The organism is Pseudomonas sp. Irchel s3b6 (assembly GCF_900187415.1).
GTDB lineage: Bacteria > Pseudomonadota > Gammaproteobacteria > Pseudomonadales > Pseudomonadaceae > Aquipseudomonas.
The window spans coordinates 74,107-98,742 of record NZ_FYDM01000002.1; the positions used below are offsets into that span (position 1 = coordinate 74,107).

28 protein-coding genes and 1 pseudogene are annotated in these 24,636 nt (G+C 61.5%); 14 read left to right on the plus strand and 15 right to left on the minus strand.

What is annotated here, in order from left to right:
* Positions 1-103 precede the first annotated feature (103 nt).
* Positions 104-1,042 carry a D-alanyl-D-alanine endopeptidase gene (gene pbpG, locus CKW07_RS03805; protein ID WP_095143671.1) on the plus strand — a complete coding sequence of 313 codons (939 nt, stop codon included), beginning with the start codon at positions 104-106 and terminating at the stop codon, positions 1,040-1,042.
* Positions 1,043-1,109: 67 nt separating this feature from the next.
* On the opposite strand, the gene CKW07_RS03810 is transcribed toward pbpG, so the two are convergent.
* Entirely contained in the window at positions 1,110-1,784 is a 675-nt protein-coding gene (locus CKW07_RS03810; RefSeq protein ID WP_095143672.1) for a peptidase C39 family protein, read from the minus strand.
* 212 nt (positions 1,785-1,996) lie between these two features.
* Between CKW07_RS03810 and CKW07_RS25405 the strand changes: the two genes are divergently transcribed.
* Positions 1,997-2,167 (plus strand): hypothetical protein, encoded by a 171-nt coding sequence (locus tag CKW07_RS25405; protein WP_176465267.1) that lies wholly within the window; start codon positions 1,997-1,999, stop codon positions 2,165-2,167.
* Positions 2,168-2,252: 85 nt separating this feature from the next.
* Here CKW07_RS25405 and CKW07_RS03815 read toward each other — a convergent pair whose 3' ends face one another.
* Positions 2,253-3,002 (minus strand): TerC family protein, encoded by a 750-nt coding sequence (locus CKW07_RS03815; RefSeq protein WP_095143673.1) that lies wholly within the window; start codon positions 3,000-3,002, stop codon positions 2,253-2,255.
* 29 nt (positions 3,003-3,031) lie between these two features.
* Positions 3,032-3,280 (minus strand): hypothetical protein, encoded by a 249-nt coding sequence (locus CKW07_RS03820; protein ID WP_095144062.1) that lies wholly within the window; start codon positions 3,278-3,280, stop codon positions 3,032-3,034.
* Between the two features lie 136 nt (positions 3,281-3,416).
* Here CKW07_RS03820 and nhaR point away from each other — a divergent pair, with 136 nt between their 5' ends.
* Positions 3,417-4,316, plus strand: coding sequence for a transcriptional activator NhaR (nhaR, locus tag CKW07_RS03825; protein ID WP_095143674.1), 900 nt, complete (start codon positions 3,417-3,419; stop codon positions 4,314-4,316).
* Here nhaR and CKW07_RS03830 read toward each other — a convergent pair.
* A complete protein-coding gene (locus CKW07_RS03830) occupies positions 4,303-5,469 on the minus strand; it encodes an MFS transporter (RefSeq protein WP_095143675.1) in 1,167 nt (388 codons plus the stop codon). The genes nhaR and CKW07_RS03830 overlap by 14 nt on opposite strands.
* Before the next feature lie 321 nt (positions 5,470-5,790).
* Here CKW07_RS03830 and sstT point away from each other — a divergent pair, with 321 nt between their 5' ends.
* Positions 5,791-7,023, plus strand: a complete 1,233-nt coding sequence (gene sstT, locus CKW07_RS03835) for a serine/threonine transporter SstT (protein ID WP_095143676.1) — start codon at positions 5,791-5,793, stop codon at positions 7,021-7,023.
* 65 nt (positions 7,024-7,088) lie between these two features.
* Here sstT and CKW07_RS03840 read toward each other — a convergent pair whose 3' ends face one another.
* The gene (locus CKW07_RS03840) at positions 7,089-7,598 is read right to left on the minus strand and encodes a DUF1993 family protein (RefSeq protein ID WP_095143677.1); all 510 of its coding nucleotides are present in this window, start codon (positions 7,596-7,598) and stop codon (positions 7,089-7,091) included.
* 138 nt (positions 7,599-7,736) lie between these two features.
* Between CKW07_RS03840 and CKW07_RS03845 the strand changes: the two genes are divergently transcribed.
* Positions 7,737-8,381 (plus strand): YceH family protein, encoded by a 645-nt coding sequence (locus CKW07_RS03845; protein WP_095143678.1) that lies wholly within the window; start codon positions 7,737-7,739, stop codon positions 8,379-8,381.
* Positions 8,382-8,537: 156 nt separating this feature from the next.
* On the opposite strand, the gene CKW07_RS03850 is transcribed toward CKW07_RS03845, so the two are convergent.
* Complete coding sequence (locus tag CKW07_RS03850; RefSeq protein ID WP_095143679.1) at positions 8,538-9,056, minus strand: cupin domain-containing protein; 519 nt, start codon at positions 9,054-9,056, stop codon at positions 8,538-8,540.
* 120 nt (positions 9,057-9,176) lie between these two features.
* Positions 9,177-9,995 (minus strand): shikimate 5-dehydrogenase, encoded by an 819-nt coding sequence (locus tag CKW07_RS03855; RefSeq protein ID WP_095143680.1) that lies wholly within the window; start codon positions 9,993-9,995, stop codon positions 9,177-9,179.
* 245 nt (positions 9,996-10,240) lie between these two features.
* On the opposite strand from CKW07_RS03855, the gene CKW07_RS03860 reads away from it, so the two are divergent.
* From CKW07_RS03860 to CKW07_RS03870, 3 genes are all read left to right on the plus strand, one after another.
* Positions 10,241-10,597, plus strand: a complete 357-nt coding sequence (locus CKW07_RS03860; RefSeq protein ID WP_095143681.1) for a hypothetical protein — start codon at positions 10,241-10,243, stop codon at positions 10,595-10,597.
* Positions 10,598-10,835: 238 nt separating this feature from the next.
* Entirely contained in the window at positions 10,836-11,030 is a 195-nt protein-coding gene (locus CKW07_RS03865; RefSeq protein ID WP_095078877.1) for a hypothetical protein, read from the plus strand.
* 104 nt (positions 11,031-11,134) lie between these two features.
* Positions 11,135-11,317, plus strand: coding sequence for a hypothetical protein (locus CKW07_RS03870; RefSeq protein ID WP_095143682.1), 183 nt, complete (start codon positions 11,135-11,137; stop codon positions 11,315-11,317).
* Here CKW07_RS03870 and CKW07_RS03875 read toward each other — a convergent pair.
* Entirely contained in the window at positions 11,314-12,375 is a 1,062-nt protein-coding gene (locus tag CKW07_RS03875; protein ID WP_095143683.1) for an AI-2E family transporter, read from the minus strand. The two genes, CKW07_RS03870 and CKW07_RS03875, sit on opposite strands and share 4 nt — an antisense overlap.
* 162 nt (positions 12,376-12,537) lie before the next feature.
* On the opposite strand from CKW07_RS03875, the gene yegQ reads away from it, so the two are divergent.
* Positions 12,538-13,863: a tRNA 5-hydroxyuridine modification protein YegQ gene (gene yegQ, locus CKW07_RS03880; protein WP_095143684.1), complete on the plus strand. Its 1,326-nt coding sequence runs from the start codon at positions 12,538-12,540 to the stop codon at positions 13,861-13,863.
* Positions 13,864-13,951: 88 nt separating this feature from the next.
* Here yegQ and CKW07_RS03885 read toward each other — a convergent pair whose 3' ends face one another.
* The gene (locus CKW07_RS03885) at positions 13,952-15,268 is read right to left on the minus strand and encodes a Na+/H+ antiporter family protein (RefSeq protein ID WP_172736476.1); all 1,317 of its coding nucleotides are present in this window, start codon (positions 15,266-15,268) and stop codon (positions 13,952-13,954) included.
* A gap of 1,400 nt (positions 15,269-16,668) precedes the next feature.
* On the opposite strand from CKW07_RS03885, the pseudogene CKW07_RS25885 reads away from it, so the two are divergent.
* Positions 16,669-16,815 (plus strand): annotated as a pseudogene (locus tag CKW07_RS25885) (HAMP domain-containing protein); the annotation flags it as partial.
* 102 nt (positions 16,816-16,917) lie between these two features.
* Complete coding sequence (locus CKW07_RS25890) at positions 16,918-17,673, plus strand: methyl-accepting chemotaxis protein (RefSeq protein WP_371850639.1); 756 nt, start codon at positions 16,918-16,920, stop codon at positions 17,671-17,673.
* Between the two features lie 47 nt (positions 17,674-17,720).
* Here CKW07_RS25890 and CKW07_RS03895 read toward each other — a convergent pair whose 3' ends face one another.
* The 4 genes from CKW07_RS03895 to CKW07_RS03910 are packed head-to-tail and all read right to left on the minus strand — an operon-like array spanning position 17,721 to position 20,319.
* Positions 17,721-19,031, minus strand: a complete 1,311-nt coding sequence (locus CKW07_RS03895; RefSeq protein WP_095143686.1) for a sensor histidine kinase — start codon at positions 19,029-19,031, stop codon at positions 17,721-17,723.
* Entirely contained in the window at positions 19,028-19,696 is a 669-nt protein-coding gene (locus CKW07_RS03900; protein ID WP_095143687.1) for a response regulator transcription factor, read from the minus strand. The genes CKW07_RS03895 and CKW07_RS03900 overlap by 4 nt, the downstream gene beginning before the upstream one ends.
* Before the next feature lie 3 nt (positions 19,697-19,699).
* Entirely contained in the window at positions 19,700-20,011 is a 312-nt protein-coding gene (locus tag CKW07_RS03905) for a PepSY domain-containing protein (RefSeq protein WP_095143688.1), read from the minus strand.
* Positions 20,011-20,319: a PepSY domain-containing protein gene (locus CKW07_RS03910; protein ID WP_095143689.1), complete on the minus strand. Its 309-nt coding sequence runs from the start codon at positions 20,317-20,319 to the stop codon at positions 20,011-20,013. Before CKW07_RS03910 ends, CKW07_RS03905 begins: the two co-directional genes overlap by 1 nt.
* Before the next feature lie 138 nt (positions 20,320-20,457).
* On the opposite strand from CKW07_RS03910, the gene CKW07_RS03915 reads away from it, so the two are divergent.
* From CKW07_RS03915 to codA, 3 genes are all read left to right on the plus strand, one after another.
* The gene (locus CKW07_RS03915) at positions 20,458-21,537 is read left to right on the plus strand and encodes a hypothetical protein (RefSeq protein WP_095143690.1); all 1,080 of its coding nucleotides are present in this window, start codon (positions 20,458-20,460) and stop codon (positions 21,535-21,537) included.
* A 94-nt stretch (positions 21,538-21,631) separates the two neighbouring features.
* Positions 21,632-21,988 carry a 6-carboxytetrahydropterin synthase QueD gene (queD, locus tag CKW07_RS03920; protein WP_081744008.1) on the plus strand — a complete coding sequence of 119 codons (357 nt, stop codon included), beginning with the start codon at positions 21,632-21,634 and terminating at the stop codon, positions 21,986-21,988.
* Positions 21,989-22,083: 95 nt separating this feature from the next.
* Complete coding sequence (gene codA, locus CKW07_RS03925; RefSeq protein ID WP_095143691.1) at positions 22,084-23,331, plus strand: cytosine deaminase; 1,248 nt, start codon at positions 22,084-22,086, stop codon at positions 23,329-23,331.
* A gap of 26 nt (positions 23,332-23,357) precedes the next feature.
* Here codA and CKW07_RS03930 read toward each other — a convergent pair whose 3' ends face one another.
* Positions 23,358-24,350, minus strand: a complete 993-nt coding sequence (locus CKW07_RS03930) for a diaminopimelate epimerase (RefSeq protein ID WP_095143692.1) — start codon at positions 24,348-24,350, stop codon at positions 23,358-23,360.
* Positions 24,334-24,588, minus strand: a complete 255-nt coding sequence (locus tag CKW07_RS03935; RefSeq protein ID WP_218192025.1) for a hypothetical protein — start codon at positions 24,586-24,588, stop codon at positions 24,334-24,336. Before CKW07_RS03935 ends, CKW07_RS03930 begins: the two co-directional genes overlap by 17 nt.
* Positions 24,589-24,636: the final 48 nt, after the last annotated feature.

The window sequence follows — 24,636 nt, forward strand, 5'->3', positions numbered from 1 at the left end:
GAAGAACATTCGACAGTTCCTCAACTACGCTCATAAAATGTAACGTATTTCTGGAAAAAGCCCGTTGCACAACGGCATACCCACATTTATCGAGCCTACTCGCGTGAAAATCCGTCTTTCTATCCTGAGTCTCTTGTTTGCATTTTCAGGCACTGCCATCACGTCGAACGTCGATGCTGGTGAAACCACTGCGGCACCTCGCGACCCTTCGAAACTGCATATCGCCTCGGGCAGCGCCATGCTGATCGACTTGCAGACCAACAAAATCGTCTATGCGAGCAACCCCGATGTCGTGGTGCCCATCGCCTCGGTGACCAAGCTGATGACCGGCCTGGTGGTGCTGGAAGCCAAGCAGAATATGGATGAGTACATTTCCGTGACGATCAGCAACACCCCGGAAATGAAAGGCGTGTTCTCGAGGGTCAAGCTCAATAGCGAGCTGTCGCGCAAGGAAATGCTGCTGATCACCCTGATGTCCTCGGAAAACCGCGCGGCCGCGAGCCTGGCCCACCACTACCCGGGTGGCTATGCCGCCTTTATTGCCGCCATGAACGCCAAGGCCAAGGCGCTGGGCATGACCAGCACCCACTACGTCGAGCCGACCGGTCTGTCCACCAGTAACGTGTCCACGGCACGCGACCTAAGCAAATTGCTGCAAGCGGCACGCAAGTACCCGATGTTGAGCGAGTTAAGCAGCACCAAGGAAAAAACCGTGGCGTTCCGCAAGCCCAGCTATACCTTGGGCTTTCGCAACACCGATCACCTGGTCCGCAAGGACAATTGGGATATCCAGCTGACCAAGACCGGCTTCACCAACAAGGCGGGGCACTGCCTGGTACTGGTTACCCGCATGGGGGATCGCCCGGTGTCGCTGGTGATTCTCGACGCCTTCGGCAAATACACCCACTTCGCCGACGCCACCCGCATCCGCCAGTGGGTCGAAACGGGCAAGAGCAGCCCGGTGCCGGCAGCGGCCCTGCACTACAAAGCGAACAAGAACCTGAAAAGCCGCCAGACCGGCGTGGCCCAGACCGCCGAGTAACGCACTCATCAAGGCCCCGACACCCGTCAGGACCTTTATCGAAAACGGCGCCTCAGGGCGCCGTTTCTCATGGCTGGGTGTTCAACGCCCTGGTCGCCCGGGCAGCGGCCTGCTCCTGTCCCGCCTGGGCCAGGTCATTGGCCGCGCTCAGCCAACGCTGCCGGTCGACACTGGCTGGCACCTGAGTCGGCGCCTGAATCAGTACGGCCCAGCCGCCCGCCTCCTTGAAGGCCGACTCAAAGGTGTTGAAGTCCAGCAATAGGCGACGGTTCATGCCCGAGCGCAGCAGCACAGTCTGCTTCTGGCGGTTGTACCCGGCAAGAATGGCGTACCTGGGCTCTTTCCAGAAGGCCGAACCCTCGGTATAGCGCAACAACACCGGATAACCCGCCGCGACCTGGGTCAACAGCGCCGGCAAGTTGCTGTCCAGCGGGTACACGACCATGCCGTATTCACGCGCCAGCTTCGACATGTTCTGCTGCAGCTGCGCTTCGGCACCCGGCAAATGCAACGGTTTGTCGAGCAACCCCGGCGTGATCACGACACCCTGCTGAAACAGCAGGCTGGCCAGGGTTTGCGGCCCACCCTGGTAAGCCTCGCCACGGTAGAACCTGCCGTTGAGCTCGACACGCTCGGGCAGGCGCTTGATTTCAGGTTGCACGCTCCCGGCACAACCGGCCAGGCTCAAGACGCAGGCCGCAGCCAGCAAGGCGAAGCGAAATCGAGGAAGTACCGGCAACATCAATCACTCACTTGTTCAGGTGCCGGTCAGCAATCTTCCGGCTTGAGCACTGATCATAGCAGCGCTATAGCGGTAAACGGCAGTCACCTGCAGCCGATAGAACGAACAGGTTGGAGGCTCACGACTATTGGTCAATAGCCTGCAACACATCTGCGGCTAGACTGACACCTGCAAAGCGTAAGTGCCCGAAGCTGGGCAAAGAGGAGGCACCGATGAGCCTGATGGCAATAATCCTGATGCTGATAGGTGGCTGGCTGGCCGTTGCAGCCGCCATGCTGTGGGGTGTATTGCGCATCACCCGCAGACACCATCATGCCTACAGAGCACCGCAAGCCGCCGCCAAACACGAGAAACCTGCACCGCGTCACGCTTCCGTTCATTGAGCGACGCCATCTCTATCCTCATCAAGCAAAACGGCCGTCTGCACGCTTTCGAGCGCAGACGACCGTCGGGTACTGCCGTTAAGGCTTAAGCCTGCTCAGTAAGCTGCTTCTGCCTGGCTCGGCGCGACAACATGTTCAGCGTTTCGATCGCCGCCGAGAACGCCATGGCCGCATAGACGTAGCCTTTCGGTACGTGAGCGCCGAAGCCTTCGGCGATCAGGGTCATGCCGATCATGATCAGGAAGCCCAGCGCCAGCATCACCACCGTCGGGTTGTCGTTGATGAATTTGGCCAGAGGCTCGGCCGCCAACAACATCACCAGCACCGACACCAGGACCGCGATGATCATGATCGGCAAATGCTCGGTCATGCCGACCGCGGTAATGATGCTGTCGATGGAGAACACCAGGTCGAGCATCAGGATCTGACCGATGGCCGCCGCAAAACCCAAGGTCACCGTCGACGTTTTCGACGTCGGGTCATCCGGCGACGGATCCATGCTGTGGTGGATTTCCGTGGTCGCCTTCCACAACAGGAACAGGCCACCGGCAATCAGGATCATGTCTTTCCACGAGAACGCGTGACCGAACACCTCGATCACCGGCTCCGTCAGTTGCACGATGAAAGCAATGGTGCTCAACAGGCCCAGACGCAGGACCAGCGCCATGCTGATACCGATCCGGCGCGCCTTGGCCCGGTGCTGTTCCGGCAGCTTGTTGGTCAGGATCGAGATAAAAATCAGGTTATCGATGCCGAGCACGATCTCCATGACGATCAAGGTGGCCAGGGCGACCCAGGCAGTGGGGCTTGCAGCGAGTTGTAAAAGGTATTCCATGGGTCAGTCCTGACTCGGTGTTAGACGGATTAGATTTCCTGCGACGAACTGTCTTGCTTGTCGTCGTCGGCGGAAGGGTCCTTTTTATTGATGATGTTCCCGGTGGCGTCGCTCAGGGCCTGCTCCGCCGCTTTGTGGGTGTCGTCGATCGCCTGCTTGGCCGATTCGGCGGCCTTGCCCATCAATTGCTGGGCACTTTTTTCCGCCTGGTCACAGCCAGTGAGCAACAGCGCAGAAACAGCCAGCAACGAAACCGCAGTCAGGGATTTGAGTTTCATCATGCTTTCCTCGTTAGAACAGACTCGGCCGAAGTAGTGGCCCGTCGATAGCGAGGCATTCTAAGGAAGGGAATACTTCAGGAAAATTCGTATTTTTAGCAGCTATACTTCGGTTTTTACGAATCGGCGAGTGCCCATGCTCAATTATCGGCAACTGCATTACTTCTGGGTCGTGGCCAAAACCGGCAGCATTGTGCGTGCCTGCGAGCAACTGAACCTGACGCCCCAGACCATCAGCGGGCAGATCAGCCTGCTGGAGCAGACCTACGGGATCGAACTGTTCCAACGGGTTGGGCGGCAACTGGAACTGACCGAGGCCGGTCGCCAGACCCTGACCTACGCCGAGCAAATGTTTCAGCTGGGAGGCGAACTGGAAGCCCTGCTGCGAGCCCAGCCCAACGAGCAACAGATCCTGTTTCGGGTCGGGGTCGCGGACGTGGTGCCCAAATCCATCGTCTATCGCCTGATTGCACCGACCATGGAGCTGCACGAACCGCTGCGCATTACCTGTCGCGAGGACAAGCTGGAACGCCTGCTGGCCGACCTGGCGATTCAACGGCTGGACCTGGTGATTTCCGATAGCCCGATGCCCTCGCACCTGGACATCAAGGGCTACAGCCAGAAACTCGGTGAGTGCGGGATCAGCTTCTTCGCCACCCGGGAACTGGCCGAACGCTACGGCAGCGACTTCCCGCGCTGCCTGCATGGCGCCCCCCTGCTGATTCCCGGCCAGGAAACCGTGGTGCGCAGCCGTCTTCAACGCTGGTTTGCCGAACAGCGGATCCAGCCGCGGATCGTCGGCGAGTTCGATGACAGCGCCTTGATGCAGGCGTTTGGCCAATCCGGCAGTGGAATCTTCATCGGCCCCAGCGTGATTGCCGATGAGGTAAGACGCCAGTACGGCGTCGAGTTGATTGGCCAGACCGATGCGGTCAGCGAGTCGTTCTACGCCATCTCGGTGGAGCGCAAGGTCAAGCACCCGGGCATTGTCGCCATTACCGAAGGTGCCCGCCGGGCACTGTTTACCGCACTGTAGAGGCGCAGACGACCGGCGCCTTGAGCTTCATCAACAGCAGCGCCAACAGGATCGACACCAGGATAAAACCGGCCGCGGCAACGCCCAGGCTGGCCAGGCCCAGGGTGTCGATCACCCGTCCGCCCACCAGCGCTCCCAGGCCAATTCCCAGGTTCCCCCCGGCAATGTTCAGTGAGGCGGCAAACGCCGGCGCTTGCGGTGCTGCCTTCATCAGGCGCACATGGCAGACCAGAAACAATGCCGCCTGGGTCACGCCCCAGATGCCCATCGCCGCCGCCAACCCCAAGGTCGAATGGATACTCGGCACCAGGGCGAGCATGCCGCCGATCATAAACGCGCAGAACACCATCGATGCAATCAGCGGGTGGCGGTCAACCATGCGCCCGCCCAGCGAGTTTCCAATCAGGCCGACCGCACCAAACCCCATCAGGCACCACCCCACCACCGTGCCATTGAAACCGGCCAGTCGCTCCAGGATATCGGCCAGGTAGGTGTAGGCGGTGAACATGCCGCTAAATACCAGAATCGACAACAGCACGTGCCCTTGCATCAACGGACTGCGCAGAATCCTGAACTGCGAAGCGAAACTCACCTGCTGGTTGTGCAGATCGGTTTTCGGCAAGTAGATAAACAGCAGCAAGGCCTTGGCGAAGGCAATCAGCGCCAGAATGCCGAAGGCACTGCGCCACCCGAACGCATCAGAGATCAGCGTGCCGACGGGAATCCCGAAGACCGTGGCACAGACGATCCCGAAGCCGATCTTGGCAATCGCCCGCCCGGCATAGTCCGGCCCTACGATGTCCACCGCCGTTTCACTGGCCAGCGCCCAGAACACCGGCAGCCCCAGCGCCGGTATCAGCCGGGCCACTGCCATCACGCCAATGTTGGGCGCCAGGGCCGCCAGGGTGTTGGCCAGCCCGAACAGGATCAACACGCTGATAAACAGCCGGCGGCGTTCAAAGCGCGCGAAGTACGCCGTCAGGAATGGCCCGAACGCCGCCACGGTAAACGCGAACAAGGTCACCAGCAGCCCCGCCTGGGAAACGCTGACATCAAGGTCGCGAGCAATCGAGGGCAACAGGCCGACAATGATGAACTCCGTGGTCAGCACCGTGAAACCGGCGGCTGACAACAGCAGGATGGGAAACAACATGGGTAACTCCAGAAAACGACAACGCCAGCGACTGCCCGAAGGCTCACTGAGGAGAGATGAAAATAGAGGATGGCGAATCTTATCAGAGTGCGCCTGATCATGCTGGCGGGAACCGGATCCCGGAGGGTGGACCCCAGGTGGCAGATCGTCACAGGACTGAAGGATAACGCCCACGCTGTGATAAAGTCCGCCCCCCGCGAAAGACTGGATGCTCCTCAGCCAAGGCTGAATTCGCGCGCTTATCCGTTTTGCCCGCCTTCTCGATCTCGACGGACAGCCTCCCTGGATTCACAGCACCTTAAAAAAATCAGAGATACCGCTATGACTGCAGCACCGCTTTCTCTCCTGCAACGACTCAAACGCACCAGCCTGGTCACCCAGATCGTGATTGGCCTGATTGCCGGTATCGTCCTGGCGCTGCTCGCGCCTGAAGTGGCGAAGTCCACCGCATTCATCGGCAAAGTGTTTGTCAGCGCACTCAAAGCCGTCGCGCCGATTCTGGTGTTCGTACTGGTCATGGCCTCGATCGCCAACCACAAGCACGGCCAGGAAACCCATATCCGACCGATTCTGTTCCTGTACCTGCTCGGCACCTTCAGTGCCGCCGCCGTTGCGGTGGTCGCCAGCACCCTGTTCCCTTCCAGCCTTGTGCTCTCCACCCACGACGTGGCCATCAGCGCGCCCGGCGGCATTGGCGAAGTCCTGCAAAGCCTGTTGCTGAGCGTGGTCGACAACCCGGTCAGCGCCCTGATGAATGCGAACTTCATCGGTATCCTGGCGTGGGCGATCGGCATGGGCGTGGCCATCCGCCATGCCGGCGCAACCACCCGTGAAGTGCTCGGTGACCTGTCCAACGGCGTGACCCTGATCGTGCACGTGGTGATTCGCTTTGCACCGCTGGGCATTTTCGGCCTGGTGGCTTCGACCCTGGCCACCTCGGGCTTCGACGCGCTGCTGGGCTACATGCACCTGCTGGCCGTGCTGCTGGGCTGCATGCTGTTCGTGGCCCTGGTGATGAACCCGGTCATCGTGTTCTGGAAACTGCGCCGCAACCCTTACCCGCTGGTACTGACCTGCCTGCGCGAAAGCGGCATCACCGCGTTCTTCACCCGCAGCTCGGCGGCGAACATTCCGGTCAACCTGGAGTTGAGCAAGCGCCTGGGCCTGCATGAAGACACCTACTCGGTCTCGATTCCCCTGGGCGCGACCATCAACATGGCCGGCGCGGCCATCACCATCACCGTGCTGACCCTGGCTGCGGTTCACACCTTGGGTATTGCCGTGGACCTGCCGACCGCCGTGCTGCTGAGCGTGGTCGCGGCGATTTGTGCCTGTGGCGCCTCGGGCGTAGCCGGTGGCTCGTTATTGCTGATTCCGCTGGCGTGCAGCCTGTTCGGCATTCCTAGCGAGATCGCCATGCAAGTGGTCGCCGTGGGCTTCATCATCGGCGTGCTGCAGGACTCGGCGGAAACCGCGCTGAACTCCTCCACCGACGTGCTCTTCACCGCTGCGGCCTGCCTGGCCCAGGAAGAGAAAGTCGAACAAACCGCGTAACAATCACACCCGTTAAAAAGCCCGCCAAGGTTCACACCTTGGCGGGCTTCTTTTTGCCTGCGGGTTTAGAACGCGCCCATGTAGTCGCGTTTGCCGACTTCCACACCGTTGTGGCGCAGGATGGCGTAGGTGGTGGTGATGTGGAAGAAGAACTGCGGCAGGCCGTAGGTCAGCAGGTAGGACTGGCCCGTGAAACGCTTTTCTTTCGGCGTGCCGGGACGGGTCACGATCTCGATGCCTTCCTTGCCGTCGATTTGCGCGGGGGCAATACCGTCGATGAAGGACAGCACTTTGGCGATCAGCGCTTGCAGTTCGGCAAAGGTCACTTCGCTGTCGTCGTACGTCGGCAACTCGACTTGCGCTAGACGGGCAGAAACGCCCTTGGCGAAATCAACGGCGATCTGTACCTGACGCACCAGCGGGAACATGTCCGGGAACAGTCGGGCCTGCAACAGGGCATTGGGGTCGATGTTTTTGGCAACTGCGTGGGCTTCAGCCTTGTTCAGCACATCGCTCAACGCGTTGAGCATTTGCTTGAAGACCGGAACGGATGCAGCGTACAGAGAAATAGTCATGGCAGTCTCGCTGGGTGGAGGGTGCTGTGAAGGGAGTGGAACGTGGCGCGATTATAGCCATGCTTGAGGCGCGGCGCGGCTTGTCTTTTATCGTGCAAGGATTAGGCTAGGCGGCTTCGACTGCATAGGGAAAGCGCGATGAGCACTGAACAAGAGACGTCCACCGAAGCACTGCGCCTGAGCAGCACCGAGCTGCGCATTCTCGGCTCCTTGATCGAGAAACAGGCCACCAGCCCGGAAACCTATCCGCTGACCCTCAATGCGCTGGTCATCGCCTGCAATCAGAAAACCAGCCGTGAACCGGTGATGAACCTGAGCCAGGGCCAGGTCGGGCAAAGCCTGCGTGCCCTGGAAGGGCGTGGTTTCACCCGACTGGTCATGGGCAGCCGTGCCGACCGCTGGGAACATCGCCTCGACAAGGCGCTGGAACTGGTGCCCGCCCAAGTGATCCTGAGCGGCCTGCTGTTCCTGCGTGGCCCGCAGACGGTCAATGAACTGCTGACCCGTAGTGGCCGCATGCATGACTTCGAAGACGCCGAGCAGGTGGTCCATCAACTGGAACGCCTGATTGCCCGCGGCCTTGCGATGCTGCTGCCACGTCAGTCGGGCCAGCGTGAAGACCGCTATGTGCATACCTTGGGCGACCCAGCGGACTTTGAGGCGATACTCGCCGCGCGCCAGAACCCGGTGGAGCGTGGCGGCAGCGCTGTGTCAGTGGAACGCATCGAAGAGCTGGAGGCCAGAATTGCCGCGCTTGAAGAGCGCCTCGCACGCCTCGAATAACACACCGCTGGTTGCCAGCGATGAACGATGACGCCCCGGCGCGATGCATCGCGGGCACACCCTGACGCCGTTCAGTCAAGAGTGAACGGCATCAGGGCAAGCCACTTCTTCACAGAGTAGGTGCAAGCCACAAGCTGCTTGCAGGCCCGACCTGAGTCATTCGCGCTCCCAGTAATCCACGCCGTCGGCCTCGTTGGCGACGGCGACAAACCCTGTGGCATTGCCTTCGGTATCGACCCTGAAATCATCCATGACCGTGTATTTCCCGGTATCCGGGTATTGGCAAATTTCCGGTGATTGCTGAGTACTGACCGCCAGGTACCTCAACTCGCCCGAACTGGTGTTGATGATCTGGTGCGCCGTTTCCGGGCCACCTGCCGGGCAGGCAATCACGTCGCCGGCACGGATGGCGAACACCTGATCCCCCAGACGCACCTCGCCCTCCCCAGCTACCACGTAAAACATCTCCTCATTGACCCGATGGCTATGGAATGGAAACCCACGCATGCCCGGTGGCAGTGCAATCAGGCTGTAGCCAAGTTTCTGTGAATGCAGTTGCTGACCCAGGCGGGCAATGCGTGGGGCATAGCGCAGGGCCGTAGCGCCGGTCGGGGCAAAGCCGTCGGGCAGCGGCTGAAGTTCAGCCTGGTCCAGATTGATAATGGCAGGGGGCATGGGGAACCTCGATCACGGGGTTATCGGTCAGCACGTCTTTGCATGCGTGAAGGGCCAAGTATAGGCACGGTTTTGCAGCCCATCCCGAGACTCCCTTTCCTGCCCAGCCACCACGGACGATCAACTGCGAGCGAACGCGACCGCCTTGCGAAACTGCTCATCACTGGGGCGCACGCCGGTGTAGAGCACAAACTGCTCGAGGGCCTGGAGGGCGATCACCTCCAGTCCGGTGATCACGTGTTTACCAGCCTCACGAGCGCGCACGATCAGCGGCGTTTCCGATGGAATCGCCACCACATCAAAGACGATCTCTGCAGTATCGATGACAGCGCTCTCAAACGCCAACTGATCGGCTTCGCGGCCCCCGGCCATGCCGATTGGCGTGACATTGACCAGCATCTGCGGGCGCTCATCGCCCGGTTCTGCTTGCCAGCGATAACCCAGGGCGTCCGCCAGGGCTCGACCGGCGCTTTCGTTGCGGGCCACGATCAGGCCGTTGCGATAGCCGCCATCACGCAAGGCGCTGGCCACCGCCTTGGCCATCCCACCGCTACCACGCAGGGCGAATGTTGTTTCCTTAGGCACGGCATGGGTCTTGAGCAGTTGCTCGATGGCCATGTAGTCGGTGTTGTAGGCCTTGAGGTGGCCATGGGTGTTGACGATGGTGTTGATCGACGCAATGGCCGCCGCCGAGGCATCCAGCTCATCGACCAGGGCAATGCAGGCCTCCTTGAACGGCATCGAGATGCCGCAACCGCGAATACCGAGGGCACGAATCCCGCCCACGGCACCCGGTAAATCCTGGCTGCTGAAGGCCTTGTAGTAAAAATTCAGGCCCAACTGCTCATACAGGTGGTTATGGAATCGCAGACCGAAATTCCCGGGGCGCCCAGACAAGGACATGCACAATTGGGTGTCTTTGTTCGGGTTCATCTGCATAGGGTTCTCCTTGCGTTCGCACGTTCTGATAGACGGGAATAGCCAGCCCGCAGGGTTTGATCAATCATGACAAGGTGCCCGTTCCTGCTGGCGTTGCGGGGTAAATACGGTGGTACAGACCTTACACAAAATTTACTCGGACGCCTCGCAGATTCGGCAAAAAATGCTGTCTTAGAGATATCCCCGCGACACTCCTTGGGTCTATCGCAGACACAAGCGCCGGGGCGAAGTGCCGAGGATTGATCATGATCCGTAAACTACCCGCAGTTGCCTTGTTGATCGGTGCTTTCGTTGTCGCTGGACAGGTGCAGGCTCATGGTGGGGGTGGTGGCTACGGCTGGGGTGCCCCGATCGCCGTCGGTGCCGTGGTTGGCGCCGTGGTAGCAGGCTCGGTCATCGCCAACTCGCAGCGCCCGGTGTACATCCAGCAACCGGTCTATTACAGCCCGCCACCTGTTTATTACAGCCCGCCGCCGGTCTACTACCAGCCTCAACCTATCTACATGCAACAACCCGTCTACTACCGCCCGGCACCTGTGTATTACGGCCCGCCGCGTGGTTACTACGGCCCACACCGCGGGTACTACGGTCGACGCTGGTAAGCGCCCGCGCTTTACCGTAAACGGCCCCCTGACTCGCACCGGCGGCCTGCCGTGGTGTGCCCTATGTCTGAATAAATCTCGCCAAGGTCGCTGCCGGGACAGTGACTGCGTGTAAATTTGACATGATTGATCCAACCCAAGCCTTGGCGCGCGCACAACTGTCATATTTATGTCATGAGTGCACCGCAAGCTCTGATCTGTCCGGCACAAACGGTTCATAAAAACAAGGACGACGCCCATGCCCACGCAAAACCCGCACCGCATTGTTGGCCTCTGCACCTCAAGCAAGGTCTATAGCGCGCTGACCGAACTCAAGCACCTTGAGGGTCACCGCAGTGCCAAGTTTCTTTCGCTGCTGGCCGAAAACCTGGTGCGCAAAGGCCTGCTCAACGACCATGAAGTGATGCACATGCTCGATCAGGTCGTCGACTGACGAGATGCCCACGTCAAGGGCGTCGATGTCCATTATCGAGCGCGTTGATTTTCCGTCGGACCCGCAGGCCCGTAAGGTAGCGCCATCGATTGATGGAGGTGCTTATGTCCAGGGTCCAGATCATGTCCGTTGTAGGGAGTGCCGTTCCCCCCTCGCTCAGGGAGCTGGGGTTGCTCGCCTGCTGGTACCTGGTGCGCGACGGCGAGCCGATCAGCGGCCCGCTCACGTCGTTGCCCGCCGCCCAGGCCCTGTCGCAACGCATGGACACTTACGCGCTGAACGCCTAAGGCAACTGCACCCGGGGCTTGGTTTCCACGTACAACGCCCAGCTTGAGATGAACAGCGCGGCAATCAACGGCCCGATGACAAAACCATTGAGGCCGAAAACTGCCAGACCACCCAGGGTCGAGATCAGGATCAGATAGTCCGGCATCTTCGTGTCCTTACCCACCAGTATGGGGCGCAGGACGTTGTCCACCAACCCGATCACGAACACCCCATACAGGCCCAGCACCACGCCCTGCCAGACCGCGCCGCTGAGCAGGAACCAGGCCGCCACCGGCACCCAGACAAGCCCGGCCCCCACTGCGGGCAACAGCGACAAAAACGCCATCAACACCGCCCAGAGCAACGCACTGGGAATGTCCAGAAACCAGAAAATCAAACCGCCCAACGCCCCCTGCGTGACAGCCACCAGCAGGTTGCCCTTGACCGTGGCCCGTACCACGCGGTTGAACTTGAGCTGCAGACGGCGCTTTTGATCCTCAGCCAACGGCACCGCCGCCCGGATCTTGCGCGCCAGTTCGGCGCCATCGCGCAAAAAGAAGAACAGCAGGTACAGCATGATGAAAAAACTCACCACAAATTCGAAGGTGCCCTGACCGAAACTGAATGCCTGACTGGCGAAAAACTGGCTGCCCTGCATCGCACTCTTGACGATTTTCTCACGTAGGCCGCTCAACTCGCCCATGCCCACGCGGTCCAGCCACTGCTGAACATACAATGGCAGGCCGTGCTTGAACTGTGCCAGGTAGCCGGCAATGTCCAGCTCGCCACTCTCGAGGCTCTTGTAGAGCACTGTACCCTCCTGGACCAGCAACGCGCTGATGATAATCACCGGTAAAATGGCAATCGCCAGGCAGATGCTCAGGGTACACAGGGCGGTCAGGTTGCGTTGCCAGCCAAACTTCAGTTGCAACCGGCGCTGCAGGGGCGTAAAGACGATGCCCAGTATCACCGCCCAGAACACCGCGCCGTAGAACGGCAGCAGAATCCAGATGAACGCGAGGGTCACCAGCACCAATAACACCAGCAACGATTTATTCTGCACAGAGGAATGGTTCATGTCCGGTCCAGGTCAGGTAGATGCAGACGACCGCTACGCCTTAAAGGTTAGTCTGCCGCGACACGCCCAAATGCCCTGTTTTGTTCGCCCGGCATAGATCCAGATCAATAATCACCTGACGCATCTGCTTTACCCTCGCGAGCTTTTGCGATCGATGCCGCCATGACCCTCGCCACGCCTGAACTGCTCGCCCCTGCCGGCACCCTGAAAAACATGCGCTATGCCTTCGCCTACGGCGCCGACGCGGTCTATGCCGGGCAGCCGCGCTACAGCTTGCGGGTGCGTAACAACGAGTTCGATCACGCCAACCTGGCCCTCGGCATTCGCGAGGCCCAGGCCCAGGGCAAGCGTTTTTACGTGGTGGTGAACATTGCCCCGCACAACGCCAAGCTGAAAACCTTCCTCAAGGACCTGGAACCGGTCATCGCCATGGCCCCGGACGCGCTGATCATGTCCGACCCCGGGCTGATCATGCTGGTGCGCCGACACTTCCCCCAGATGCCGATCCACCTGTCCGTGCAAGCCAACACAGTGAACTGGGCGAGCGTGGAGTTCTGGCAGCAGCAAGGCCTGAGCCGAATCATCCTGTCCCGGGAATTGTCGCTGGAAGAGATCGCCGAGATCCGCCAGCACGTACCGGCCATGGAGCTGGAAGTGTTCGTGCACGGCGCGCTGTGCATGGCCTACTCCGGGCGCTGCCTGCTGTCGGGGTACATGAACAAGCGCGACGCCAATCAGGGCACCTGCACCAACGCCTGCCGCTGGAAGTACTCGGCGCAACCGGCCACGGAAAATGCCACGGGGGACATCGTCCAGAGCTTTGTGCCGGAGCCGGTGCTGGGCATTGGCGCGCCGACCGACCAGGTATTCCTGTTGCAGGAAGCCAACCGTCCGGATGAACTGATGCCCGCCTTCGAAGACGAACACGGCACCTACATCATGAACGCCAAGGACCTGCGCGCGGTACAGCACGTTGAACGGCTGACCCGGATGGGCGTGCATTCGCTGAAGATCGAGGGTCGGACCAAATCCCACTTCTACTGCGCCCGCACCACTCAGGTGTATCGCCGTGCGATCGACGATGCCGTGGCCGGCCGGCCGTTCGACCGCAACCTGATGACTGACCTGGAGTCCCTGGCCCAACGTGGTTACACCGAAGGTTTCCTGCGCCGTCACGTGCACGACGAATACCAGAACTACCAGAACGGCAGCTCCGTCTCGGAACGCCAGCAGTTCGTCGGCGAACTGACCGGCAAGCGCCACGAGCGCCTGGCCGAGGTCAAGGTGAAGAACCGCTTCGCCCTGGGCGATCACATGGAACTGATGACCCCCAAGGGCAACTTCCACTTCGACCTGCAGCAACTGCAGAACACCAAGGGTGAAGCCATTGATGTGGCGCCCGGCGACGGGCACACCGTCTACCTGCCGATTCCGGATGCGGTGGATCTACAGTTCGGGTTGTTGATGCGCGATGTGCGCGAGGGGTGAAGCCGGGGGCAGTTTCGTGAGCGTCGCCACCGCGCTTGATCGTCCCCACGCGGGAACGATCAAGGCGAGAAAGGTCTGTGCTATGCGCTTACAAGACCATCGCCGCCACCCAACCAAACGCCAGCAATGGCAGGTTGTAGTGGAGGAAGGTCGGGACCACGGTGTCCCAGATGTGGTGATGCTGACCGTCGATGTTCAGGCCGGAGGTCGGGCCCAGGGTCGAATCGGAGGCCGGTGAGCCGGCATCGCCCAGCGCCCCTGCGGTGCCGACAATGCAGACGATGGCCAGCGGGCTGAACCCCAGTTGCACGCACAGCGGCACGAAGATCGCGGCGAGAATCGGCACCGTGGAAAACGATGAGCCGATACCCATGGTCACCAGCAGGCCGACCAGCAGCATCAACAACGCGCCAACCCCCTTACTGTGGCCGATCCACGCGGCCGAGGTTTGTACCAGAGTCTGCACTTCACCCGTGGCCTTCATGACCTCGGCAAACCCCGAGGCGGCGATCATGATGAAGCCGATCATCGCCATCATTTTCATGCCTTCGGTAAACAGGTCGTCCGTCTCGCGCCAGCGCACCACGCCCGACACCGAGAAGATCAGAAACCCGGCCAGCGCGCCGATAATCATCGAATCCAGCAGCAGCTGAATGATGAACGCCGCGGCGATGGCGAGCCCGGCAACCATCAGGGTCAACGGGTTGTATTGCACCGTGACCTGTTCGACCCGCTCGATTTTCTCCAGGTCATACACGCGTTTCTTACGGTAGCTGACAAACGCCATCAACAAGCCGAAGACCATGCCCAGGGCCGGAATGCCCATGGCATGGGTGACGTTGATGCCACTGATGTCGACACCGCTCTTGGCCACGTTGGCCAGCAGAATCTCGTTCAGGAAGATATTGCCGAACCCCACCGGCAGAAACATGTACGGCGTGATCAGGCCAAAGGTCATGACACAGGCAATCAACCGGCGATCCAGTTGCAGCTTGGTCAGCACGTACAGCAACGGCGGTACCAGCAACGGGATGAAGGCGATATGGATCGGCAGGATGTTCTGCGAGGCGATGGCCACCACCCAGAGCAGGCCGATCAACAGCCACTTGACCTGACCGCCGCCGTTGGCGTCCTGACGGTCGACCAGGGCCAGGGCCTTGTCGGCCAGGGCGTGGGCCAGCCCCGACTTGGCAATCGCCACCGCGAAAGCGCCGAGCAAGGCGTAGGACAACGCCACGGTGGCACCGCCACCCAGGCCGCCATTGAAGGCCTTGAGCGTCCCCTCCATCCCCAGGCCGCCGGTCAGACCACCCACCAGCGCCCCCACGATCAGCGCGATCACCACATGCACGCGGGACAGGCTGAGTACCAGCATGATGCCGACCGCGGCAATTACAGCATTAATCATCGTTACCTCAGAGCACAGTCGCAGGTAAAACCTGCGCAAACGGAATGAGTCCGGCCAGCCGGCTGCAGGTGCCGACGTCGGATGGAAGGAGGTTTTATTAGAGGGCGCGCACTGTGAAGCAAGCAGCGGCAAGCTGCAAGTGTTGAGCGGCAAGCTTTTTCGTCACCGGTCGCCTCACGCCGGTCGCTCAAGAAAGCGGCTTTGATGCCGTTACAGTGCAAAGTCGCAGATATTTATCGAATAAGGATGCGTCCATGTCGCTCAGACAACTTTCCATTCAATGGAAAATCACGCTGCTCGCCGGGCTGTGCCTGGCCGGCATCGTGACCCTGCTGGTGGGTCTTTCGCTGTACCGCATGGAGCACAGCTCGCAACTGGTCAAGGCGTCGAGCATGACCATGCTCACCGAAGCCGCCCAGGCACGCATCGAGGCCCAGGGTGAAGTCCAGGCGTTGGGGATTCGTCAGCAGTTCATGGACGCCTATCAATATGGTCACGGGTTCTCGCGTCAGGTGCTGTTCCTGCGCGAACAGGCCGAGAAGCGCTTCCTGGATGCCTTCGACCTGCGTGAAGACCTGACCCGGCAGGTCAAGTCGGCGCTGCAGGCCAACCCACAGTTGCTCGGCCTGTCGCTGGTGTTCGAAGCCAATGCCCTGGACGGCAAGGACGAGCTGTTCATCGGCCAGGATGAACTGGGCAGCAACGACAAGGGGCGCTTTGCCCTGTACTGGTCGCAACCGACCGCCGGCAAGCTGAACTCGATGTCGCTGCCCGAAAGCGACATGGCCGACACCCGCACCGGCCCTAGCGGCGAGCCGGCCAATGCCTGGTTCACCTGCCCTCGCGCCACCCTCAAGCCCTGTGTGATCGAGCCGTATTTTTATGTGATCGATGGCCAGAACGTGCTGATGACCAGCATCGTCTTCCCGCTGATGGTGAACGGCAAGGTCATCGCCTCGCTGTCGGTTGACATCAACCTCAACAGCCTGCAGGCGATCAGCCAGCAAGCCAGCCACAAGCTCTACGATGGCCAGACCAGCGTCAGCATCTTGAGCCCCGTGGGCCTGATCGCCGGTTACAGCCCCGACGCCAGCAAGCTCAGCCAGCGCCTGGACATGGTGGATAAGACCAGCGGTACTGAATTGCTGCGCATGCTCGGCGGCAGCCGCGAGACCCACAGCCTGCACAGCAACGGCCAACTCAAAGTGCTGTCGCCGTTCGAGCCGATTCCAGGCGGCAATGCCTGGGGCGTATTGCTCGACGTGCCGGAGAAAGTGCTGGTAGGCCCGGCGGAGGCTCTCAAGAACGAACTCGATGAACGCACCACCACCGGCACCTTGATTGAACTGAGCCTGGGCCTGATGGCGGCGGTCATCGGCCTGTTGCTGGTGTGGCTGATGGCGCGCAGCGTCACCCGGCCGATTCTCGGCGTGGCGCACATGCTCGAAGACATCGCCAGCGGCGAAGGCGACCTGACCCGCCGCCTGGTCTACGACAAGCACGACGAACTCGGTCAGTTGGCCGGCTGGTTCAACCGCTTCCTCGACAAACTGCAGCCGATCATCGCCGAGGTCAAACGCTCGGTGCAGGACGCGCGCAGCACCGCCGATCAATCATCGGCCATCGCCACCCAGACCAGTGCCGGTATGGAGCAGCAGTACCGTCAGGTCGACCAGGTGGCCACCGCCTCCCACGAGATGAGTGCGACCGCACAGGACGTCGCCCGCAGCGCCGCCCAGGCCGCGCAGGCCGCACGGGAAGCCGATCAGGCCACCCGCCAGGGCCTGACCGTGATCGACCGGACCACCCACAGCATCGACAGTCTGGCCGCCGACATGAGCACCGCCATGACGCAGGTCGAAGGCCTGGCCGCCAACAGCGAGAAGATCGGCTCGGTGCTGGAAGTAATTCGCGCCATCGCCGAACAGACCAACCTGCTGGCGCTCAACGCTGCCATCGAAGCGGCCCGCGCCGGGGAAGCCGGTCGTGGTTTTGCCGTAGTGGCCGATGAAGTGCGCAACCTGGCACGCCGTACCCAGGAGTCGGTGGAAGAAACCCGCCAGGTGATCGAGCAGCTGCAAAGCGGCACCCAGGAGGTGGTCGGCTCCATGAGCAACAGTCATCGCCAGGCACAAGGCAGTGTCGAGCAAGTCGGCCAGGCGGTCACCGCCCTGCGGCAGATTGGCGATGCGGTGACAGTGATCAGCGACATGAACCTGCAGATCGCCAGCGCTGCCGAAGAGCAGAGCGCCGTGGCCGAGGAAATCAACAACAACGTGGCAACCATCCGTGACGTGACGGAGTCGCTGTCGGGCCAGGCCAATGAATCGGCGCGGGTCAGCCAGTCGCTCAACACTCTGGCCAATCAGCAACAGAGCCTGATGGATCAGTTCCGCGTCTGAATGTTACTTGTGTGGCGAGGGAGCTTGCTCCCTCGCCACACTGATCACTACCCGGGCAACTCGATCGTCACCTTCAACCCGCCCCACTCGCTTTCCTCCAGCCGCAATTGCCCACCCCAGGCGTCGACGATATCGCGCACGATGCCCAACCCCAGGCCATGCCCATGGGTTTGCTCATCGAGGCGAGTACCGCGACTGAATACCTGGTCGCGTTGCGCTTCGGGAATCCCCGGACCGTCGTCTTCCACGGCCAGCACAAAACCTTCGCCCACTTGCACCACGCTCAAACGCACCTCGGCGTCGGCCCATTTACAGGCGTTGTCCAGCAGGTTGCCGAGCAACTCCAGCAAGTCTTCCCGGTCCCACGGCAGTTGCAGGCCCGGGGCGGCGGTGTAGCTCAGATGCAGGTGTTCGCCATGGATCATGTTCAGGGTGGCCAACAGCCCCGGCAGTTCGGCAGCGCAATCGAACTGTGCGCCGGGCAAGGCATCACCGGCCAGCCGCGCACGGTTGAGTTCCCGGTGCAGGCGCTGCTGCACCTGCTCCAATTGCGTTTGCAGAATCCTGCGCAGGTCTGGATGGGCGTCGAGTTTTTCGCTCGATGCCAGGCTCAACAGCACCGCCAGCGGCGTCTTCAACGCATGGCCGAGGTTGCCCAAGGCATTGCGCGAGCGCTTGAGGCTGTCTTCGGTATGCGCCAGCAAATGGTTGATCTGCGCCACCAAAGGCTCCAGCTCCCGGGGCACGTGCGCGTCCAGTTGCGAACGCTGGCCTTGTTGCAACTGGGCGATCTGCTCGCGGGCACTTTCCAGCGGGCGCAAGGCTCGCCGCACCGTGACGCGCTGCAACAGCAAAATCACCAACAGCCCCGCCAGCCCCAGCCCCAGGCCAACCTGGCGCATGCGTTGGAAGCTCGCGCGCACCGGGGTGTAATCCAGGGCCACGCTGATGGAAATCGATTGCCCCAGGCGCCGGTAGTCCGAACGCAATACCAGTAGCTGCTGACCATCGGGGCCCAGTTGCAGGTTGTCGTGCAACCCCGGTTTATCGAGCAGCGGTAATTCCTGATCCCACAGCGAGCGTGAACGCCAATGGGTATCGCCAAAGTCGATGCGGAAATACTGCCCGGAAAAGGGCCGCTGATAAGCCGGCGACAGCCGTCGCTCATCCAGCTGCAACCCCTGCGGGCCTCGAACCAGCGCCACCAGCAGGTTCTCACTGTCGTTGCGCAGGCCCGCTTCCAGATAACGTTGCATGCTCTCTTCAAACAACCACAGGCTGGTGTGCGCCAGCACCAGGCCGACGACCAGCATCACGCTGATCAACCCCAGGCTCAAACGCCGCTGGATCGATTTCACCGGGCTTGCCCACCGAACAGGTAACCCTGGCCACGACGGGTTTCAATCACGCTGCGCCCCAGCTTGCGCCGCAGATGATTAACGTGAACTTCCAGGACGTTGGAGTCGCGCTCGGTTTCACCGTCGTAGAGGTGTTCGGCGAGATGGCTCTTGGACAGGATCTGCTCGGGGTGCAGCATAAAATAGCGCAGCAGGCGGAACTCGGCGGCGGTCAGCTGAATGTCGGCACCGTCACGCATCACACACTGGCGGCCCTCATCGAGCTGCAACCCGGCGGCGTTGAGTGTCGGCTGGTTGGCTTGGCCGTGGGCGCGGCGCAGCAGTGCCTGAATCCGCAGGTGCAGTTCTTCCGGGTGAAAGGGCTTGGTCAGGTAGTCATCGGCCCCGGCCTTGAGGCCTTCGATGCGTTCGGCCCAGGAGTCGCGTGCGGTCAGCACCAGCACCGGCGTGGCCAGGCCCGCGGCGCGCCAGCGGCTGAGCACTTCAAGCCCCGGCAGTCCCGGCAGCCCCAGATCGAGGACGATCAGATCATAGGGTTCGGTGCTGCCCTGATGCACCGCATCGCGGCCATCGGCCAACCAGTCCACGGCATAACCCTGGCGATTGAGGCCGGCCAGCAACTCGTCGGCCAGCGGCACGTGGTCTTCCACCAGAAGCAAACGCATCGATCAATCTTCCTTGTCTTCGAGTAAACGGCCGGTAGCGGCGTCAAGGTCCAGCTCGCGCACCACGCCTTCGGGGGTGAGCAGTTCAACTTCATAGATGTAGAGGCCGCGTTTCTCCTCAAGCTCCGCTTCCAACAACTTGGCGCCGGGATGGCGGTCCAGCGCCTGCTGCAACAGCTGCTCCAGCGGCAGGATCACGCCCTTCTGACGCAGGCTCAAGGCTTCGTCCTGATCCAGGTCACGGGCCACGCCCACGGAGCAAAAAAACACCAGCGTCAGGGCCGTCAGGCCATAAGCGCGCAAATTAACCTTCATTACGTATCCTGATGATCCTTGAGTACTTGCCCACTGACGGCGTCCAATTCCAGATCCCATTCGATGCCTTGCTGGTCGCGCAACTCGACCTGGTAGAGGTACTTGCCATAGGCCTCTTCCAGTTCGGTTTCCTGCACGCTTGCTCCAGGATGCAAGGCCAGGGCTGTGGCGTTGAGTGTTTCGAAAGATTGAATGGTACCAGCGTCGCGCAGTCTCAGGGCTTCATCAGGCCCCAGGTCGCGGGCGTGAGCAAGGCTGGCGGTCAGGCTGACGAGGGCGGCGGCGAACGCTGCGGTCAGGGTTTTCATGGAGCGTCTCCGAGTCAGTATGGGCATCAGCCTAACCCTGTGAACTTAATTCAACCTGAATCGCCCTCGTCGATAGTCGTAACGCGTTGTCCCGTCACACAGGCATATAATCCCCCACTCGCCAGTACAGAGGCCGGCATGACCGCTATCCACATCAAATTCCCGGCACTGACCCTCAAGGCAGGCCCACGGGCCTTCGCCCGGATTCGCCAGGACGGCTTGAAGGCGCACGATGTCGGCACCCTGCCCGGTGCCGCCGGAGGGCCCAAGGCCCTGGGCATTCAAGGCCTGGACCTGGCGCTGTTCGGCGAATGGCTACCGGCCGCGCCCCGCGAGCGCTCGTTGATCGGCGCGTCCGTGGGTTCCTGGCGCTTCGCCAGTGCCTGCCTGCCGGACGCCGCCGAAGGCATCAGGCGTCTGGGCGAGCTGTACAACGCCCAGCGTTTTGCCAAGGGCGTGAGCATGGCGCAGATCAGCCAGAGCTCCCAGCGCATGCTCGATGACCTGCTCGACGGGCGCGATGCCTTGCTGCTGGACAACCCCTTCTATCGGTTGAACATCATGGTGGTGAAAAGTCATGGCCTGTTGGCCGATGACCATCGCGGCCGGCTCGGGCTGGGCCTGTCCTCGGTGATCGCCGACAACCTGCGCGGCCGCTCGCGCCTGTCTCGACATTTCGAACGACTGATTGTCCATGACCCACGCCTGGCTCCACCGCTCAACGCGCTCGACGACTTCCCCTCGCGCTTTGTGCCACTGAACGCCGGCAACCTGCGCCAGGCGCTGCTCGCCTCGGGCTCGATCCCGATGGTCATGGAAGGTGTGCGTGACCTGCCAGGCGCCGGAGCCGGCACTTTCCGTGACGGCGGCTTGCTCGATTACCACCTCGACCTGCCCTACAGCGGCACCGACATCGTGCTCTACCCGCACTTCACCGACCGGGTCATTCCCGGCTGGTTCGATAAAACGCTGCCCTGGCGTCGGGCCTGCCCTGTGCGCTTGCAGGATGTCCTGCTGCTGGCACCATCCAGGCATTACCTGTCACGCCTGCCCTACGGCAAGCTGCCTGACAGGAACGATTTCAAGCGCTTCATGGGCGATCCGGCCGGCCGCCAGCACTACTGGAAGACCGCCATGGACGAGAGCCAGCGCCTGGGCGACGAATTCCTCGAACTGTGCGCCAGTGGACGCCTGGGCGACCGTCTGTTGACCCTTTAGTCAGTGTTTTCCCGCAAGCGTTATTTCAAGCTGTTAAACTCGCGGCCTGCCCCATCGCCGCGGGCGATAGCCACCTGACAGAGCTCAAACCACCGTGGAAATTTTCAAAGAGTTTACGTTCGAATCCGCCCACCGCCTGCCCCATGTGCCGGAAGGCCACAAATGCGGTCGCCTGCACGGTCACTCGTTCAAGGTGGCGATTCACCTGAGTGGCGACCTCGACCCGCACACCGGCTGGATCCGTGACTTCTCCGAGATCAAGGCGATCTTCAAGCCGCTCTACGAGCGCCTGGACCACAATTACCTGAACGACATTCCCGGCCTGGAAAATCCAACCAGCGAAGTCCTGGCCAAGTTCATCTGGAACGAATTGAAGCCCCTGCTGCCGGAGCTCAGCGCGATCCGCATCCACGAGACCTGCACCAGTGGTTGCATCTACCACGGCGAGTAAGCCGGCGCTATCGAGAAAACCACCGAGACCGGTGGTTTTTTTATGCCTATGATTCAGGAATCGCCCGGCGCTATCGACCGACAAAAGGACTCGCCATGCACATCATCAACGCCCGCCTGCGCAACCGTGAAGGTTTGCATGAACTGCACCTGGAAAACGGCCTGATCGCCAGCATTGCCCGTCAGACCGAGGCGCCGACCCTCGGCCCTGAAGACCTCGACGCTGGCGGTAACCTGGTGGTGCCCCCCTTTGTCGAGCCGCACATCCACCTCGACGCCACGCTGACGGCCGGTGAGCCACGCTGGAACATGAGCGGCACGCTATTCGAGGGCATCGAGCGCTGGGGCGAGCGCAAGGCGACCATCACTCTGGAAGACACCAAGAGCCGGGCGAAAAAAACCATCAACGCCCTCGCCGCCCACGGCATCCAGCATGTGCGCACCCACGTCGACGTCACCGACCCGCAACTGACCGCGCTCAAGGCCATGCTGGAATTGCGCGAGGAAAGCCGGCACCTGATCGACCTGCAAATCGTCGCCTTCCCGCAGGAAGGCATCGAGTCCTTTCGCAAGGGTCGTGAGCTGATGGAGGAAGCGATTGGCCTGGGCGCCGATGTGGTCGGCGGGATTCCCCACTTCGAGTACACCCGCGACCAAGGTGTCAGCTCGGTGAAATTCCTGATGGACCTGGCCGAACGCACCGGCTGCCTGGTGGACGTGCATTGCGACGAAACCGACGACCCCCATTCGCGCTTTCTGGAAGTGCTGGCCGAAGAGGCTCGCAGCCGCGACATGGGCTCACGGGTCACCGCCAGCCACACCACGGCCATGGGCTCCTACGACAACGCCTACTGCGCCAAGCTGTTTCGCCTGCTCGGACACTCGGGGATCAGTTTTGTCTCCTGCCCGACCGAAAGCATTCACTTGCAAGGGCGTTTCGACACCTTCCCGAAACGCCGGGGCGTGACCCGGGTCAACGAATTGCTGGAGGCCGGCATGAACGTGTGCTTCGGTCAGGACTCCATCGTCGACCCCTGGTACCCATTGGGCAACGGCAACATCCTGCGGGTGCTCGAAGCCGGCCTGCACATCTGCCATATGCTCGGCTACCGTAACCTGCAAAGCGCCCTGGACCTGGTGACCGACAACAGCGCCAAGGCCATGGCCCTGGGTGAGCGCTACGGGCTGGAACCGGGACGCTCGGCGAACCTGCTGATCCTGTCGGCCGACAGCGATTATGAGGTGATTCGCAGCCAGGGCTCGGCGCTGTATTCGATTCGCGATGGCAAGGTGTTGATGAAGCGCCAGATGCCGGTGGTTGACCTGTTCGGATCGGCCCTATAGCGGCAGTGACCCGGCAGGCCTCAAGCTCACGCCATCGATCGCGCGGTCCCGAACAATCGGACCCGCTGCAACTCACCGCCTCGTTCTTCGAGCAACACCGGGGCCGTGCCGCCCGGCATGACCACCGCCACCGCGCCTGCTGTTACCCAACCCACGCTCCATGCCGCGCAGGCGACTGCGCTGGCACTGGTGCCGGACGATGCGGTCGGCCCTTCGCCCCGTTCGAACACCCGTGCGGCAATCCGGTTGGCCGATTCCAGTGTTGCCCATTGCAGGTTGACGCCCGCCCCACAGGGCTCGCCCGCACCAACGGGTTGAGCAAAGGCGATTCGGGTCAACCCGGCCAACAGCACCGGTTCGACCATCTGCCGATGGCTCGGCAACCCGCTGCCATCCGCCACCAGCGTGACGCAATGAGGGTTGCCGATGCGCACGAAGCGGCTGTGGGCCCATTGTGGATTCAGCCCGGCGAGCCCCGGCACATGGCTCAGTTCATGTCGATCGAGCATCCGGGTCTGCACCGCCCTGGCCCCCACTGCGTCCGCTCCGAACGCCGGTTTGCCCAAGTCCAGCCAGAAACCCTGCACACCCTCGACCTGTGCCGGCTCGACCGAGGTGGCAACGGGCGACGACGTATCGTGCTTGTCGTGATGAACCTTGAGCACGCAATGCCCCTGCGTCGGCATCAAGCCCTGCTCGGTCAGCGCCTGGGAGAAAATCGTCAGGCCGTTACCACTGCGTTCCGCCAGTGTGCCGTCGGTATTGACGATCAGCAGGTCATACGGCGGCGCGGCCTGAAACGGGCCGACCAGCAACCCGTCCGAACGGTGCTGCTTGCCCCCGGCCGGTTGGGTGCCGGGGGCCCAATTGCAGCACGCCTCGATCGCGGCCACGGCCCAGAGCGCACGCTGTTGCGCCGCCTGGTGCGGGTCCGCAGGCAACTCGACCCCTCGCCGGCGCAACTCAACCGGGCTGACAACCCCATAGATATTGCCGCGAGCATCAAAAAAACACGTCATCAATAGGCTCCTGTCCGAGGGCATGCGGCGAGTTGATCGGCAACGCCACCGGGCAAATCGGCGCGACGTCGGCACCACGAAACTTAAGCGATGCGCCGATAAATGCAAGCAGGCACACCTTGTCGCGGGACAAGCCTTCCAGTTTGACCCGCTCGATAATCGACGCCCCTTGCATCGCCAGTAAGCAGGAGTACATCGGTAAGTGGCTGTCCTCGACTTGCGCAGGGAAACGAAGCACCCCCGACAAAGCCATTGTGGCCTTTCAGAAAAAACCCGACGACGCTCC

Excerpts from the sequence above, each read along its gene's own strand:
- CKW07_RS03820 (WP_095144062.1), bottom strand. The coding sequence starts at position 3,280 with ATGAAACTCAAATCCCTGACTGCGGTTTCGTTGCTGGCTGTTTCTGCG.
- nhaR (WP_095143674.1), top strand. The coding sequence starts at position 3,417 with ATGCTCAATTATCGGCAACTGCATTACTTCTGGGTCGTGGCCAAAACC.
- CKW07_RS03900 (WP_095143687.1), bottom strand. The coding sequence starts at position 19,696 with ATGCGTTTGCTTCTGGTGGAAGACCACGTGCCGCTGGCCGACGAGTTG.
- CKW07_RS03875 (WP_095143683.1), bottom strand. The coding sequence starts at position 12,375 with ATGAACCATTCCTCTGTGCAGAATAAATCGTTGCTGGTGTTATTGGTG.
- CKW07_RS03870 (WP_095143682.1), top strand. The coding sequence starts at position 11,135 with ATGTCCAGGGTCCAGATCATGTCCGTTGTAGGGAGTGCCGTTCCCCCC.
- CKW07_RS03830 (WP_095143675.1), bottom strand. The coding sequence starts at position 5,469 with ATGTTGTTTCCCATCCTGCTGTTGTCAGCCGCCGGTTTCACGGTGCTG.
- CKW07_RS03855 (WP_095143680.1), bottom strand. The coding sequence starts at position 9,995 with ATGCAGATGAACCCGAACAAAGACACCCAATTGTGCATGTCCTTGTCT.
- CKW07_RS25890 (WP_371850639.1), top strand. The coding sequence starts at position 16,918 with ATGGAGCAGCAGTACCGTCAGGTCGACCAGGTGGCCACCGCCTCCCAC.
- CKW07_RS03905 (WP_095143688.1), bottom strand. The coding sequence starts at position 20,011 with ATGAAGGTTAATTTGCGCGCTTATGGCCTGACGGCCCTGACGCTGGTG.
- CKW07_RS03845 (WP_095143678.1), top strand. The coding sequence starts at position 7,737 with ATGAGCACTGAACAAGAGACGTCCACCGAAGCACTGCGCCTGAGCAGC.
- CKW07_RS03860 (WP_095143681.1), top strand. The coding sequence starts at position 10,241 with ATGATCCGTAAACTACCCGCAGTTGCCTTGTTGATCGGTGCTTTCGTT.
- CKW07_RS03840 (WP_095143677.1), bottom strand. The coding sequence starts at position 7,598 with ATGACTATTTCTCTGTACGCTGCATCCGTTCCGGTCTTCAAGCAAATG.
- codA (WP_095143691.1), top strand. The coding sequence starts at position 22,084 with ATGCACATCATCAACGCCCGCCTGCGCAACCGTGAAGGTTTGCATGAA.
- CKW07_RS03815 (WP_095143673.1), bottom strand. The coding sequence starts at position 3,002 with ATGGAATACCTTTTACAACTCGCTGCAAGCCCCACTGCCTGGGTCGCC.
- CKW07_RS25405 (WP_176465267.1), top strand. The coding sequence starts at position 1,997 with ATGAGCCTGATGGCAATAATCCTGATGCTGATAGGTGGCTGGCTGGCC.
- CKW07_RS03865 (WP_095078877.1), top strand. The coding sequence starts at position 10,836 with ATGCCCACGCAAAACCCGCACCGCATTGTTGGCCTCTGCACCTCAAGC.
- CKW07_RS03915 (WP_095143690.1), top strand. The coding sequence starts at position 20,458 with ATGACCGCTATCCACATCAAATTCCCGGCACTGACCCTCAAGGCAGGC.
- CKW07_RS03850 (WP_095143679.1), bottom strand. The coding sequence starts at position 9,056 with ATGCCCCCTGCCATTATCAATCTGGACCAGGCTGAACTTCAGCCGCTG.
- yegQ (WP_095143684.1), top strand. The coding sequence starts at position 12,538 with ATGACCCTCGCCACGCCTGAACTGCTCGCCCCTGCCGGCACCCTGAAA.
- CKW07_RS03910 (WP_095143689.1), bottom strand. The coding sequence starts at position 20,319 with ATGAAAACCCTGACCGCAGCGTTCGCCGCCGCCCTCGTCAGCCTGACC.
- sstT (WP_095143676.1), top strand. The coding sequence starts at position 5,791 with ATGACTGCAGCACCGCTTTCTCTCCTGCAACGACTCAAACGCACCAGC.
- CKW07_RS03810 (WP_095143672.1), bottom strand. The coding sequence starts at position 1,784 with ATGTTGCCGGTACTTCCTCGATTTCGCTTCGCCTTGCTGGCTGCGGCC.
- CKW07_RS03930 (WP_095143692.1), bottom strand. The coding sequence starts at position 24,350 with ATGACGTGTTTTTTTGATGCTCGCGGCAATATCTATGGGGTTGTCAGC.